The 15276-nt window shown below is 61.7% G+C and carries 10 protein-coding genes; 2 read left to right on the top strand and 8 right to left on the bottom strand.

Features of this window, described 5'->3' with window-relative positions:
- Positions 1–92: 92 nt before the first annotated feature.
- Both cysS and C9422_RS16270 read right to left on the bottom strand, forming a co-directional pair.
- The gene (gene cysS / locus C9422_RS16275) at positions 93–1475 is read right to left on the bottom strand and encodes a cysteine--tRNA ligase (RefSeq protein ID WP_007970481.1); all 1383 of its coding nucleotides are present in this window, start codon (positions 1473–1475) and stop codon (positions 93–95) included.
- A gap of 15 nt (positions 1476–1490) precedes the next feature.
- Positions 1491–3188, bottom strand: coding sequence for a glutamine--tRNA ligase/YqeY domain fusion protein (locus C9422_RS16270; protein WP_104447796.1), 1698 nt, complete (start codon positions 3186–3188; stop codon positions 1491–1493).
- 251 nt (positions 3189–3439) lie between these two features.
- Here C9422_RS16270 and C9422_RS16265 point away from each other — a divergent pair, with 251 nt between their 5' ends.
- Positions 3440–3943 (top strand): peptidylprolyl isomerase, encoded by a 504-nt coding sequence (locus tag C9422_RS16265; RefSeq protein WP_007970485.1) that lies wholly within the window; start codon positions 3440–3442, stop codon positions 3941–3943.
- Positions 3940–4668 carry a UDP-2,3-diacylglucosamine diphosphatase gene (gene lpxH / locus C9422_RS16260; RefSeq protein WP_116581341.1) on the top strand — a complete coding sequence of 243 codons (729 nt, stop codon included), beginning with the start codon at positions 3940–3942 and terminating at the stop codon, positions 4666–4668. Before C9422_RS16265 ends, lpxH begins: the two co-directional genes overlap by 4 nt.
- A gap of 83 nt (positions 4669–4751) precedes the next feature.
- On the opposite strand, the gene C9422_RS16255 is transcribed toward lpxH, so the two are convergent.
- The 6 genes from C9422_RS16255 to C9422_RS16230 all read right to left on the bottom strand — a co-directional run bounded on the left by C9422_RS16255 (position 4752) and on the right by C9422_RS16230 (position 15214).
- Complete coding sequence (locus tag C9422_RS16255; RefSeq protein ID WP_116581340.1) at positions 4752–6284, bottom strand: DHA2 family efflux MFS transporter permease subunit; 1533 nt, start codon at positions 6282–6284, stop codon at positions 4752–4754.
- A gap of 164 nt (positions 6285–6448) precedes the next feature.
- A complete protein-coding gene (locus C9422_RS16250; RefSeq protein WP_116581339.1) occupies positions 6449–7651 on the bottom strand; it encodes an efflux RND transporter periplasmic adaptor subunit in 1203 nt (400 codons plus the stop codon).
- Positions 7652–7666: 15 nt separating this feature from the next.
- A complete protein-coding gene (locus C9422_RS16245; protein WP_116581338.1) occupies positions 7667–9136 on the bottom strand; it encodes an efflux transporter outer membrane subunit in 1470 nt (489 codons plus the stop codon).
- Positions 9133–9606: a MarR family winged helix-turn-helix transcriptional regulator gene (locus C9422_RS16240; RefSeq protein WP_007970494.1), complete on the bottom strand. Its 474-nt coding sequence runs from the start codon at positions 9604–9606 to the stop codon at positions 9133–9135. Before C9422_RS16240 ends, C9422_RS16245 begins: the two co-directional genes overlap by 4 nt.
- Positions 9607–9818: 212 nt before the next feature.
- Positions 9819–13490 (bottom strand): translocation/assembly module TamB domain-containing protein, encoded by a 3672-nt coding sequence (locus C9422_RS16235; RefSeq protein WP_116581337.1) that lies wholly within the window; start codon positions 13488–13490, stop codon positions 9819–9821.
- The gene (locus C9422_RS16230; protein ID WP_116581336.1) at positions 13487–15214 is read right to left on the bottom strand and encodes an autotransporter assembly complex family protein; all 1728 of its coding nucleotides are present in this window, start codon (positions 15212–15214) and stop codon (positions 13487–13489) included. The genes C9422_RS16235 and C9422_RS16230 overlap by 4 nt, the downstream gene beginning before the upstream one ends.
- Positions 15215–15276 lie beyond the last annotated feature (62 nt).

Genomic DNA, 15276 nt, shown 5'->3' with positions numbered 1-15276 from the left:
CCACGTGTAGGAGCTGCCGCAGGCTGCGATCTTTTGATTCTAAAAAACAAAAACCCGCACAAGGCGGGTTTTGTCTGTAACGCAAGCAGCAATCAGTCAGCCAGACGCCAGGTCGTGCCACCCTTGCCGTCTTCCAGCACCACGCCCATGGCGGTGAGCTGGTCGCGGATGCGGTCGGATTCGGCCCAGTCCTTGCCGGCACGTGCCGCCAGGCGAGCGGCAATCAGCGCCTCGACTTCGGCTGCATCCACGCGGCCTTCGGCACCGGCCTGCAGGAAGTCATCGGCTTCGAGCTGCAACACACCCAGCACGCTGGCCAGTTCTTTCAGACGCGCCGCTAGGCCGGCCGCTGCATTGAGATCGCTCTCGCGCAGACGGTTGATCTCGCGGACCATCTCGAACAGCACCGCGCAAGCTTCCGGCGTGCCGAAGTCGTCGTTCATCACCTGGGTGAAACGCTCGACGAAGGCTTCGCCGCCGGCAGGTGCCACGTTCGGCAGGCCTTTCAACGCGTGGTAGAAACGCTCCAGGGCGCCCTTGGCGTCCTTGAGGTTGTCTTCCGAATAGTTGATCGCGCTGCGGTAGTGGCTCGATACCAGCAGGTAACGCACGACTTCCGGGTGGTACTTGTCGAGCACGTCGCGGATGGTGAAGAAGTTGTTCAAGGACTTGGACATCTTCTCGCCATTGATACGGATCATGCCGCAATGCATCCACGCGTTGGCGTAGGTCTTGCCGGTGGCCGCTTCGCTCTGGGCGATTTCGTTTTCGTGGTGCGGGAACTCGAGATCGCTGCCGCCGCCATGAATGTCGAAGGTCTCACCGAGGCAGCAGGTCGACATCACCGAGCATTCGATGTGCCAGCCCGGACGCCCGGCGCCCCACGGCGATTCCCAGCTCGGTTCGCCCGGCTTGGCGGCTTTCCACAGCACGAAGTCCAGCGGGTCCTGCTTGGACTCGTCGACTTCGATGCGTGCGCCGATGCGCAGGTCTTCGATCTTCTTGCGCGACAGCTTGCCGTAGCCCATGAACTTGCCGACGCGGTAGTACACGTCGCCATTGCCCGGGGCATAGGCGTAGCCCTTGTCGATCAGGGTCTGGATCATCGCGTGCATGCCCGGGATGTGATCGGTGGCACGCGGCTCCATGTCCGGCTTCTTGATGTTCAGGCGCGCTTCGTCTTCGTGCATCGCCGCGATCATGCGCTCGGTCAAGGCTTCGAACGACTCGCCGTTCTCGTTGGCCCGGTTGATGATCTTGTCGTCAATGTCGGTGATGTTGCGCACATAAGTCAGGTCGTAGCCGCTGAAACGCAACCAGCGGGTTACCAGGTCGAACGCAACCATGCTGCGGCCGTGGCCCAGGTGGCAGTAGTCGTACACGGTCATGCCGCACACGTACATGCGCACCTTGTTGCCATCGAGCGGCTTGAAGACTTCTTTGCTCTTGGTGAGCGTGTTGTAGATCGTTAGCACGTTAACTTCCTTGAATCACTGGCCCCACGAATCACGCAGGGTCACGGTACGGTTGAATACCGGCTGACCTGGTTTCGAGTCCTTGAGATCGGCGACGAAGTAACCTTCGCGCTCGAACTGGAAACGGTCTTCCGGCTGTGCATTGCCCAGCGAGGGTTCAGCACGACAACCGGTGAGCACCTGCAGCGAGTCAGGGTTGATGTTGTCCAGGAAACTGGCGCTGTCTTCGGCCTTCTCCGGGTTCGGAGAACGGAACAGCCGATCGTACAGGCGCACTTCGCACTCGACGCTGGCCGCGGCCGGCACCCAGTGGATCACGCCTTTGACCTTGCGGCCTTCCGGGTTCTTGCCCAGGGTGTCCGGATCGTACGAGCAACGCAGTTCGACGATGTTGCCATCGGCGTCCTTGATCGCTTCGTCGGCGCGGATCACGTAGCTGCCACGCAGACGCACTTCACCGGCCGGTTCCAGGCGCTTGTAGCCCTTCGGCGGCTCTTCCATGAAGTCTTCACGGTCGATGTAGATTTCACGGGCGAACGGCAAGGCGCGCACGCCCATGTCTTCCTTCGGATGACGCGGCAGTTCGAGGTTCTCGACCTGGCCTTCCGGGTAGTTGGTGATCACGACTTTCAGCGGACGCAGCACGCACATGGCACGCGGGGCGCTCTGGTCGAGGTCGTCACGGATGCTGAACTCGAGCATGCCGAAGTCGACCACGCCGTCGGAACGGTTGGTGCCGATCATTTCGCAGAAGTTGCGGATCGATTTCGGCGTGTAGCCACGGCGGCGGAAACCCGACAGCGTGGACATGCGCGGGTCGTCCCAGCCGTTGACGTGCTTTTCATCGACCAACTGCTTGAGCTTGCGCTTGCTGGTGATGGTGTAGTTCAGGTTCAGGCGGCTGAACTCGTACTGGCGCGGGTTGGCCGGTACCGGCAGATGCTCGAGGAACCACTCGTACAGCGGACGGTGGCTTTCGAACTCCAGGGTGCAGATCGAGTGGGTGATGCCTTCGATGGCGTCCGACTGACCGTGGGTGAAGTCGTAGTTCGGGTAGATGCACCACTTGTCACCGGTCTGGTGGTGGTGAGCGTGGCGGATGCGATACATGATCGGATCACGCAGGTTCATGTTCGGCGAGGCCATGTCGATCTTGGCCCGCAGCACGCGTGCGCCGTCCTTGAACTCGCCGGCCTTCATGCGGGCGAACAGGTCCAGGTTCTCTTCGACGCTGCGGTCGCGGAACGGGCTGTTCTTGCCAGGTTCCGTCAGGCTGCCACGGTATTCCTTGGCTTGCTCCGGAGTCAGGTCATCGACGTAGGCATTGCCGGATTTGATCAACTCCACTGCCCAGTCGTGCAACTGGTCGAAATACTGCGAGGCGTAGCGCACTTCACCGGACCACTCGAAGCCCAGCCATTTGACGTCGCTTTCGATCGCGTCGATGTATTCCTGGTCTTCCTTGGCCGGGTTGGTGTCGTCGAAACGCAGGTGCGTGACGCCGCCGAACTCCTGGGCCAGGCCGAAGTTCACACAGATCGACTTGGCATGGCCGATGTGCAGGTAGCCGTTGGGCTCGGGCGGGAAACGGGTGACGATCTGCGTGTGCTTGCCCGAGTCCAGGTCTGCCTGGATGATCGGCCGCAGGAAGTTGACCGGCACGGCTGGGCCGGTCTTGGCATTCGAGGTAGGGTCGACAGTGGGCTTGCTCATAGGATCCTTGAACGTACAAGTGCGTGGCCGTAATGAAGGCCGGACAAAACAAAGCCGCTATCATAGCCGATGCCGTCAAGTACCTGACAGAGCGCACTCTGTAAACCGTCGCATTTAATGGGCCGCAAATGAAAAAACTGCCTCGAAATTCGTGCCTGTCACGCTAAACTGCGCACCTTGGCCGAGACAGGCTGAACCGGTTACGGGATGGAATGTCCCAAAACCACGAATTCCCTTAGTGAGTAACGATCATGACCCAAGTCAAACTGACTACCAATTTCGGCGACATCGTCATCGAACTGAACGCCGACAAAGCCCCGATCACCGTGGCCAACTTCGTCGAGTACGTTAAAGCCGGTCACTACGAAAACACCGTTTTCCACCGTGTCATCGGTAACTTCATGATCCAGGGCGGCGGTTTCGAGCCAGGCATGAAAGAAAAGAAAGACAAGCGCCCAAGCATCCAGAACGAAGCCGACAACGGTCTTTCCAACGACAAGTACACCATCGCCATGGCCCGCACCATGGAGCCGCATTCGGCTTCCGCACAGTTCTTCATCAACGTGGCGGACAACAGCTTCCTCAACCACAGCGGCAAGAACGTTCAAGGCTGGGGCTACGCGGTATTCGGTAAAGTGACCGCAGGCACCGACGTTGTCGACAAGATCAAAGGCGTGGCCACCACTTCCAAGGCCGGCCACCAGGACGTACCGGCAGACGACGTGATCATCGAGAAAGCCGAGATCATTGAGTGATATTGCTGATTTCAGATTTACATCTGGAAGAGGAGCGCCCGGACATTACCCGGGCGTTTCTGGATTTGCTCGCCGGACGCGCCCGCTCGGCGAGTGCGTTGTACATCCTGGGCGACTTTTTCGAGGTGTGGATTGGCGACGACGCCATGACGCCCTTCCAGCGTTCCATCTGCCAGGCCCTGCGCGACCTCAGCGACAGCGGCACGGCCATTTTCCTGATGCACGGCAATCGTGATTTCATGCTCGGCAAGGCCTTCTGCAAGCAGGCCGGCTGCACCCTGCTGAAAGACCCGAGTGTCGTGCAATTCAACGGCGAGCCGGTGCTGCTGATGCACGGCGACAGCCTGTGCACCCGCGACGAAGGCTATATGAAGCTGCGCCGCTATCTGCGCAACCCGATTACCCTGTTCATCCTGCGTAACCTGCCCTTGCGCACCCGGCACAAGCTGGCGCGCAAACTGCGCAGTGAAAGCCGTGCCCAGGTGCGGATGAAGGCCAATGACATCGTCGACGTCACGCCCGAAGAGATTCCGCGGATCATGCAGGAGTTCGGGGTGAAGACCTTGATCCATGGGCATACCCATCGTCCGGCCATCCACAAGCTGCAGTTGGGCGACCAGGCCGCCCGGCGCATCGTGCTGGGGGATTGGGATCGTCAGGGTTGGGCGTTGCAGGTCGACGAACAAGGGTTTGCACTGGCGCCGTTTGACTTCACCGCGTCTTGAAGATCAAGAGATCGCAGCCTTCGGCAGCTCCTACAGATGTGCACATGCCTGTGTAGGAGCTGCCGAAGGCTGCGATCTTTTAATCAATGTCCGGCGGAGGCCGCAGGCCCGGCCTTGGCCGTAAACGGCGGCTTGGCCAGCCACACGATCAGGATCAGCCCCATGAACATCCAGCCCAGCAAGGTGAAGTAATCCACCGTGGACATGATGTAGGCCTGGCTGATCACCATCTGATCCAGTTGCGTGTAGGCCTTGGCCCCCGCCCCGCCCAGGTTGCTCAGTGCTTCGCGGGTCGCCGGGTCGAACGGGGTGATGCTTTCGGTCAGGTAGGCATGGTGCTGGTCGGCACGGCGAATCCAGATCCAGGTGGTCAGCGACGCCGCGAAACTACCGCCCAGGGTCCGCAGGAATGTCGCCAACCCGGAGCCGTCGGCAATCTGGCTCGGCGGCAGATCCGAGAGCAGGATGGTCAGGGTCGGCATGAAGAACAGCGCCACGCCGATCCCCATGAATAGCTGCACCATGGCGATGTGCTGGAAATCCACTTCATTGGTGAACCCGGCGCGCATGAAGCAACTGAGGCCGATGGCCAGGAACGCCCCGCCCGCCAGTAACCGCATGTCGAATTTCGGTGCATATTTGCCAACAAAGGGTGCCAGCAACACCGGCAGGATCCCCAGCGGTGCCACGGCAAAACCGGCCCAGGTCGCGGTGTAACCCAGTCGCGTTTGCAGCCACTGCGGCAGGATCAGGTTGATCCCGAAGAACCCGGCATAGCCCAGGATCAGCACGATGGTGCCGTAGCGGAAGTTGCGGTGGGCGAACAGGCGCAGGTTGACCACCGGGTGTTCGTCGGTCATTTCCCAGATGATGAAGAAGGCCAGGGCTACCACTGAAATCACACTGCCGATCACGATAAAGCTGGATTCGAACCAGTCGGCATCGTTGCCCTTGTCGAGCACGATCTGCAGCGCCCCGACACCGATGATCAGCGCGATCAGACCGATGTAATCCATCGGCTGGCGGCTGGTGACCACCGGGCGCTTTTTCATCTGCTGAGTGACCACCCATGCCGCGAACAGGCCGATCGGCACGTTGATGAAGAAAATCCACGGCCAGCTGTAGCTGTCGGTGATCCAGCCGCCGAGGATCGGCCCGGCAATGGGCGCGACCACCGTGACCATCGCCAGCAACGCCAGGGCCAGCCCCCGTTTCGCCGGCGGATAGACCGCGATCAGCAACGTCTGGGTCATCGGATACAACGGCCCCGCCACCACCCCTTGCAGCACCCGGAAGCCCACCAGCTCGGGCATCGAGGTGGATATCCCGCACAGGAACGAGGCCAGCACGAACAGCAGCGTAGCCCAGACAAACAGCTTCACCTCACCAAAACGCCGACTGAGCCAACCGGTCAGCGGCAAGGCGATGGCATTGCTCACCGCAAACGAGGTGATGACCCAGGTGCCCTGCTCCGAACTCACGCCCAGGTTGCCGGAAATCGTCGGCAACGCCACGTTGGCGATGGTGGTGTCGAGCACCTGCATGAAGGTCGCCAGCGACAGGCCGATGGTGCTGAGCAGCAGGCTGGGGGGCGTGAAAGAGGCGTTATTGCTCATCGCGAATCCTTGGAAGCCTGATTGGTGCTGCGTCCGTTACGGACGCAGCCAACCCTGTGGGAGCGGGCTTGCCCGCGAAGAGGTCGGCACATTCAACATGGATGTCGCCTGACGCTCCGCCTTCGCGAGCAAGCCCGCTCCCACAGGGGCGGTGTAGTGGCGAATCAGCGTTGCGCGGTTTTACTGACTGCGGCGCTGTTGTCGTGGATCAACTGGGTGATCATCGCGTCAGCCTCGGCCAACTGACGGTCGTAGACGTTGGTGCTGAACGACGCCTTCTGCGGCGGCTGTTGTGCCAGCACCGGCCCGCTCTGGTCGTGCAGGTCCACGTCGACCATGGTCGACAGGCCGACCCGCAGCGGATGCCTGGCCAGTTCCTCGGCGTTGGCGTGGACTCGCACCGGTACGCGCTGCACGATCTTGATCCAGTTGCCGGTGGCGTTCTGCGCCGGCAGCAGGGCAAAGGCGCTGCCGGTCCCGGCGCCGAGGCTGTCGATGGTGCCGCTGTATTTCACGCTGCTGCCGTACAGGTCCGTCTCGATCTCCACCGGTTGGCCAATGCGCATGTCACGCAATTGGGTTTCCTTGAAGTTGGCGTCGATCCACAGTTGATCCAGCGGAATCACCGCCATCAGCGCGGTACCCGGTTGCACGCGCTGGCCCAGTTGCACCGAGCGCTTGGCCACGTAACCGGTGACCGGTGCAATCAGGACGCTGCGTGAGTTGTTCAGGTAGGCCTGACGCAGTTGTGCGGCGGCGGCCATCACGTCCGGGTGCGAAGAAACCACGGTGTCATCGACCAGCGCGCTGGTGGTCTTGAGCTTTTGTTCGGCATTGGCCAGGGCGTTTTGCGCCGAGGTCAGGTCGTCGCGGGCGTGGGACAGCTCTTCCTGGGAAATCGCCCCGCCGGCGGCGAGGTTCTTGCGCCGGCTGAAGTTGTCCTGGGCCTTTTGCACTTCGGCTTTCTGCGCATTGACCTGGGCTTTCATGCCATCTACATCACTGTACAGGCCACGCACCTGACGCACGGTACGGGCCAGATTGGCCTGGGCGTTTTGCAGACCGATTTCGGCGTCGTTCGGGTCGAAGTTCACCAGCACCTGGCCTTCATGCACCAGATCACCATCGTCGGCGCCGATGCTGACCACGGTGCCCGTGACCAGCGGGGTGATTTCCACCACGTTGCCGTTCACATAGGCGTCGTCGGTGCTTTCGCTCCAGCGTCCGTAGAACTCGTGATAAGCCCAGACGCCCGCGCCACTCAGCACGACGGCGACAGCGAGGATCAACAACATGAACTTGCGCTTGCCCGAATTGGGGTTGCCTTGGGTGTTTTCCGGAGATTGAGTTGTATCGGCAGTGGCCATGACAAGTACCTTGAATTAGTGGGTCAGCGTGGCTGGCGTGGCGTTGGCCGAGGCGATGGCCTCAGGCTGGAAACCGCCCCCCAGCGCCTGCATCAGTTGGATCGACAGGTCGATCTGCTCGGCATTCAGGTTGGCCAGCTGACGCTGAGCCTGGAGTAATTGCTGCTCGATGCTGAGCACGTCCAGGTAGTTGCCGATGCCGGAACCGTAACGCTGGACCACGGTGTTGTAGGAATCCTGGGCGATGTCGGTGGCGTGCTGCTGGGCAGCAATCTGCCGGCCGATATCGCGCAGCTGGTTGATGCTGTCACTGACATCCCCCAGCGCCTTCACCAGGCTTTTGTTGTACTGCGCCACTGCGAGGTCGTAGTCGGCGTCGCGGGAATCGAGGTCGGCGCGCAAGCGGCCACCGTCGAAAATCGGCACAGAAATCGTCGGAGCAATGCTGAAGAAGCGGCTGGCCGATCCAAACATCGCATCGCCCAACAAGGACTCGGCACCGGCAGCGGCGCTGAGGTTCAGGTTGGGGTAGAACCGGGTCTTGCCGGCATCGATGCTTTTGCTCGCCGCCTCGACCCGCCAGCGCGCGGCGACCAGGTCCGGGCGACGCCCGAGCAGCTCGGCCGGCAACACCGAAGGTAGCGCTACCGCACTCGGCTGAAGAATGTTCGGCCGGGCAATTTCATTACCGCGGTCCGGACCTTTGCCGAGCAGCACCGCAAGAGCGATCTTCGCGCTGTTCAGGCGCTTTTCAGCGTCGATCAAATTGGCCTGGGAGGTGGCTTCCAGGCTTTCGGTCTGCTGGAACTGGTACTGGCTGTCGATCCCGGCCGTCAGGCGCCGCTGGCTCAGTTCGAGCATTTGCCGGGTGCGCTTGAGGTCTTCGCTGGACAGGTCATACACGATGTGCGCCTGACCGAGATCGCTGTAGGCCCGGGCGACGTCGGCAGCCAGGGTCAACTGCGCGGCCTGCTGGTCGACTTCGGCGGCACGGGCCTGGCCGAGGGCCGCTTCCCAGGCATCGCGCTGGCCGCCCCACAGGTCGAAGTTGTAGTTGAAGCTGGTGCTGATATTGCGAATGGTGGCGTACGCGTCGCCCTGCCCGAGCGGGTCCTGGTCCCGGGCCAGGCGCGAGCGGCTGACACCGGCGCTGGCATCCAGGGTCGGCATCCGCGCGGCGTCGGCGGCGTAAGCGGCAGCACTGGCCTGATGGGCACGGGCGTCGGCGATCTGCATGTCCGGGCTGTCGCGCAGGGCCTCGCGGATCAGGCCGTCGAGTTGCGGGTCGCCGAGGCTTTTCCACCAGTCGCTTTTCGGCCAGGCGGCCGGCGACAGGGTCACGCCGCCGAGGGATTGCCCGGCCTTGAAGTTTTTCGCGTCGAGGCTGACACCTTCGGTTTTCAGGCCGCTGTAACTGGCGCAACCGGCCAGGCTCATGGCCAACAAAACCAGGCTCAGGCCGGCACGCAAGGGTTTACTGCTCATTTGTCACCTACTCGCAGCAGGGTGATCGAGTCACCGGCTGCTACCAAAATCTTCTTCAGAATCATCTCCAGGGTTTTCAGCTCATCTGGAGTGATGGCACCGGCCAGTTCATTCATGGCTTCGGCACCGATGTGCGGCAACAGCCCGGCGAGCTTCTGGCCGTCGTCCGTGAGTACCAGCTGCACCTGACGGCGATCCGCCTCGGAGCGTTGGCGGGCGAGGAAGCCCTTCTGTTCCAGACGATCGAGCATGCGAGTCATCGAGCCGCTGTCCAGGGACAGGTGACGGCACAACTCGCCCGGCGAATCGACGCCGTACTGGGCCATGATGATCAACACCTTGAACTGCGCGGCGGTGATGCCGTGGGGTTCCATGTGGGTGTCGATGATCCGGTCCTTGAGCAGCGCGGCGCGTCCGAGCAGCAGGCCGAGATGGCAATTGTGGAAATCGTCTGGAGAGAAATGTTTCATCTGACCACCGGTTAGCTGCCTAGGCAGTGAATGTATGTCGAGATGTTACTGCCTAGGCAGCGAATGTCAACGCAATAGTTAGCATGCTTGGTAATTAGTTGATAAATGGTGTCGGATAAAGCGAAAAGATCGCAGCCTTCGGCAGCGCCTACAGGTGTACACAAAACCCTGTAGGAGCTGCCGCAGGCTGCGATCTTTTGATTCAGGCGGGCCTAGAAATCCCGCTTGTAGAAGATGTCCAGAGAACTGGCCACGCCGCTGGCAGCTTCGAGGTAGACCTTTTTGCTCAGCTTGTAGCGCAAGGCAATGGTGTTGGCCGGTTCGAACACGCCGACGCCATAGCGCAGGCTGAGCTTCTCGGAAATATTGCCGCTGGCCACCACGCTGGTGGTGTTGCCGCTGCCCTGGGTGTCGAGCTGGAAGTCCTGGATGCCCAGGTTCTTGGCGATGCCGCTGGTCACACCGGAACTGCCCATCAAGCCCAACCCGAGGGCCGCCTGGGCGAGCATATTGTTGTCTTCGCCATTGCTGCTCAGTGGACGCCCGAGCACCAGATAGGACAAGGCCTGCTCCTGGCTCATCGCCGGTTCTGAAAAGATTTGCGTGGTCGGTTGTTCGGCGCTGCCACTCAAACGAATGCCGGCGATGATGTCGTCGGTCTTGCGAATGGCTTCGATGTCCAGGTACGGCTGATCGATGGGCCCGGCAAACAGCAAACGTGCCCGGCGCACCGAAAGCCGCTGGCCGTAGGCGCGGTAACGCCCGTCGTTGAGCCAGAGCTCGCCACGGGTGTCCATGTTGTCGCCGATGTGCACATGCCCCTGCACATTCGCCGTCAGGCCAAACCCGGCAAAGCTCAGCTTGTCCTCGCCGACCAGCACTTCGATGTCCATCTTCATCGCCAGCGGTGGCTTGCCCTCCTCGGTCTGCTGACCGACGATCACCGTGTCATCGGAGACCTTGACCGTCGACGGCGGCAATTCACGAATGGTGATTTCACCCCTGGGCACCAGCACTTTACCGGCGATGGCCAGCTCATCGCCCTTCATCGAAATCTTCAGGTCCGGTGCGACTTCAAGCTTGGCGTAAGGCTCGACGGTGACCGGCAACTGCGAGCCCTTGAGTGCCAGATCCACCACCAGCGCCTGACCCCAGGCGATGTTGCCGTTCAAGCTGCCCTGCCCGGCCTTGCCGCTGTTCCAGCCACCGTTCAATTGCACACTTTCACCGGCGATGAGCGCCTGAACGTGCAGGTTTTGCAGCTCCATCGGCAATTCAGGCCCGGCCGCCACGCCGTCACTGAGTTGCAGACTGCCATTGACCTGCGGCGCCAAAAGCCCGCCGGAAATCGTACCGCTGCCATTCAGGCGCCCGGCCAGCTTCTCGACCATCGGCACGAACGGTCGCGCCACCGACAGGTCCAGCCCGCTCAAGCGGAACGAGCCGCTCAACGGTTTGTTCTTCGGCAACGGATTGAGCTGCGCCTGCACCATCAGTTCGCCGAGTTTGCCGCCGACGAAATTGAGGTCGGTGTCGATACGTTTGGGCGTGAGTTTGCTGGTGAGTTTCAGGGTCTGGTACGGGAAGTCCAGCCACTGGTCCTTTTCCTTGATGCGCAACGTGCCGCCGCCGGCATCGACACTGACCTGGCCGTTGGGGCCACTGGCCGGCAGGTCCAGTTGCAGGTCGGCATTGAGCCGGCCCTGCCAGGCAAAATCCTTCGGCAACCACTGCGCGAGGCTGTCGATCGGGAACTGCTTGAGGTGATAACGCAGCTTCGGCTCGGGCATCAGGCGCGAGTCTTCCCCGCACAGGCTGGCCTGGCCGGATGCCCAGCAATGGGCACCGAAGTTGATTTTGCCGTCCGCCAGGCGTTCGAGTTTCGCCGGCCCTTGCAGCTTCCAGTCCTGGCCACCGGCCTGGATATCACCGCTGGCCAGGCGTCCGCGCCAATTGCCTTTATCCAGCGCGCCGTCCAGGCCCAGCGCCAGTTTCAGCTTCGGCCCTTGCAGATCGAGGCTCAACTTCTGGTTCTTGATGTCGCCCTGGCCGCTGGCGGTCAGCGTTCCCAGCGAGGTGTCGCCGGCCTGGATTCCGCTGCCCTTGAGATCGACTTTCGCCCGTTGCGCACTGTCCAGCGTGGCGTCCAGGTTCAGGCTTTGCAGGCGATTGTCCTGGAAAACCAATTGCGAGCCTTGCAGGTCAAGCTTGCCTTGGGGCGCCTTGAGCGTGCCGGCGACATCCACGCGGCCATTGAGTTGGCCGCGCAGCTCTGGCCAGAGCTGCGCCAGGCGTGGCAGCTTGAGATCGATCTGCCCGGCGAGTTTCTGTTGCAGGCTGCCCTTGCCGCTGATGCTGTTCTCGCCCAGGCGAACCTGCAGGGCGTTGAGGTTCCATTGCTCACCACGGCCATCGGCCTTGGCCTGGATCACCGCCGGCTGGCCGCGCAGTTTGCCCTTGAGGTCCAGGTCGGCATTGAGGCTGAGCATTTCGTTTTTCAGTTCGCCCGTGCTGCGCAACGGCCCCGCCAGCGTGCCCGGCAGCTCCGCGACCCAGTACGCCGGGTTGATCGCCGACAGGTCCAGCGCGATGTCCCAGGCAATACCGTCGGCGAACTGCAGGTTCAAGTGCCCTTCAGCCTTGCCCTGCCCGGCCTGGAGTTGAATCTGTTGCAGGTAGATTTTCGTCAGGTCGCCGGCGAACGGACTGGCCAGGGTGAAGGCGCCGGCCGGACCATCCGCCACGGCTTCAAAATGACCGAGGTACTTGCCGTCGGTGTAGGACACCTCACCGGTGAAGCGGTGCAACACCACCTCCGGCTCGTCGATCAATGGATAGAGACGGTGCCAGGGGAAGTCCAGCCAGTCGACCTTCGCTTCGGCGCTCAGGCCTTTACTCCAATCCACAAGCCCTGTGAGCTTGAGGCTTTGCTTGTCGTTGGCGGTCAGGTCGAGCGCGGCGATCTGCGCGCCGCTGGCGTCGACCTTGCCTTGCAGCGCCAGGGCGACCGGCCCTTGCTCGGCGGGCAGCGTGGCTTTGCCGAGCAGCGCGTAGCCGTTCTTCAAGTCGCCAGCGCCGGTGAGCTCAAGCTGATTGAGTTGCAGGGTGTCCGGCAGATCGGCAGCGGGTTTGAAACCATCGGCGGTGATCCGCACCTTGGCCGGCAGATTGTCCACCAGGGGTTGCAGCTCGCCGGTCAGTTGCCCGTTGAGGTAACCGCTGCTGTCGGCTTTCAGGTTCAGGGTCTTGAGCAGGTCGCCGTCGACCTTCAACGCCAGCACCAAGGGTTCAGGCGTCGACAACAGGGTCAGTTTGCCTTCGGCGCCGAGCGGCCAGTTGCCGCTGGGTTGCAGCAGCCCGGACAGGTTCAGGGTCAGGTCCTCGCGCTGTAACGATACCGAATCGATCTTCAAACCGGCCGCGGTCCAGTGCGCCGCCAGTTGCAAACCCTTGAGCTCTTCACTGCCGTTGAACAACAGGCTGCCGACCTTGATTTCCCCCAGTTCGATAGCCAAGGGTAACTTGAGCTCCGGGAGCGTGATCGGGCCGCTGTCCGGCGCTTCGCCACCCGGCGGAAACGTCAGGCTGACCTGCTCGGCCTGCAATTGCTCGATGCACAAGGTCATGCGGGTCAGGCACAACGGCGACCAGGCGAAAATCACCTGGCTCAGTTCAACCCGGTTGTTGTCCTGCTGCCACACAACCCGATCGGCACTCCACTGCCCGCCCAGCCGGCCCTGGAAATTGTCCAGGGTCAAATCCGGTACGAAACCCAAGGCCCAGCGGCTGCCCGTCGCCGTGCCGAGCACCGTGGCCAGGGTCAGGACAACCAGCATCAACAGTGCGGCTATCGCCAGCAGCGTTACTTTCAAACCACGCTTCACAGCTCAGGCCCCATGGAAAAGTGCAGTCGAATGCCGCCATCGTCGTCCAGCGCATGGGCCAGATCCAGGCGGATCGGCCCCACCGGCGAGACCCAGCGCACGCCGATACCGACCCCGGTCTTGAGGCTCGGCAGCTCGAGGGTGTTGAAGGCGTTGCCCTGGTCGACAAAGGTCGCGATTCGCCATTTTTCGGCGACCGAATACTGATACTCCGCGCTGGCGGCCACCATGTAGCGGCCACCGATGCGGTCGCCGTCGGAGTTTTCCGGCGACAGGCTCTGATAGTCGTAGCCGCGCACGCTCTGATCGCCACCGGCGAAGAAGCGCAGCGATGGCGGCACCGATTTGAAGCCGTTGGTGGCACTGCCGCCGACCTGCACCCGCCCGAGGAAGCGGTGTTTATCGAACACCGTGGTCAGGCCTTTGACCAACGCCGTGCCGTAGAGCAGGTTGCTGTCGGAACCCAGACCTTCCTTGGCCACCTTGGATTCGAATTGCAGGCGATAGCCGTTGTGCGGGTCGATGCGGTTGTCGCTTTTGAGGTACGAATAGCTCACACCGGGCATCAGCAAGGTACTGAGTCCCGAGTCATCGCCCAGTTGGTAATCCTCGCGCTGCCACTTCAGCGATACCACCCGTTGCCAGCCGCTGGGCAGTTTGCTGTGCCATTCGGGGCCGAGGGTCAACAGTTTGCTATGGGTGTCGGTGCCGGCGATGTCTTCATTCTGATAGCCGCCGGCAAAACGCAGTTTGTCCGTCAGCGGCGGATCCAGTGGAATGTCGTAGAACAACCCGACGTTCTGCCGAGGCGCCGAGACTTCGGCCTCCCAGCCGTAACTGTGCCCTTGCGCATTGACCCAGTGCCGGGTCCAGTTGGCCTTGGCCCGTGGGCCGACGTCGGTGGAGAAACCCAGGCCCAGGCCCATGGTCCGTGGCTTGCGGGTTTCGAGCTTGACGTCCACCGGGATCGCATTTTCTTTTGACGCCGCAGGTGCCGCGTCCACGCGCACGCCTTCGAAGTAGCCACTCGATTGCAGGTTCTGATTGAGTTCGGCAATCAGCTCCGAGTCATAGGGTGTACCGGCCTTGAATGGCACCATGCGTTGCAGCAAGTCGTCATCGAACGGCGTATCGCCCTCGAAACTGACCTTGCCCAAGGTATAGCGCGGACCGCTTTCATAGATCAGTTCGATATCGGCAACGCCGGCCCGCGGGTCGACCGACAGTTTCGAACGGGTGAAGTGGCCGCTGAAAAAGCCATACCGCGAAGCCTGGTTCTGGATCAGGCGCTTGGCGTCCTCGTAATGCCCATGGTTGAGCACGGCACCGGGCTTGAGCGCGTCGCTTTTGGGGATTCGAAAGGATTTGAGGGACGCTGCGGGCCCTTCGACTCGCACCGTGACATTGCGCAGGTGCACCGGCTCGCCGGGGTCGACCTTCAACACCAGGCGCGGTTTTTCGCCGCCCTTCACTTCGCTGTCGATGTGCGGCTGGTAATAACCCAAGGCCTGGGCGGCCTTGCGCGCCTGCTCCTCGGCGCCACGACTGAAGCGCTGCAAGGCTTCTTCGTCACGATCGCCGAGGCTGCCGATATAGCCCTCTATATTGGCCTTCAGTTCATCGTTGGACGGTTTGATCCGCACATCCAATTCACTTTGCGCCAGCGCCGTGCAGCTGGATAACAGCATGAGCACGCCACTGGTAAATCTTCCTGGAAACTTCATAGGCGCGGATGCTATCACGAGCATGGTTCATGAACATGGACGCGTGATAGAGCCTGACATGC

Origin of the sequence: Pseudomonas sp. B1(2018), from assembly GCF_003097365.1 — a bacterium.
GTDB lineage: Bacteria > Pseudomonadota > Gammaproteobacteria > Pseudomonadales > Pseudomonadaceae > Aquipseudomonas > Aquipseudomonas laurylsulfatiphila.
Note: the sequence above shows the minus strand (reverse complement) of the source record. Positions and strands in the feature narration are given on the sequence as shown.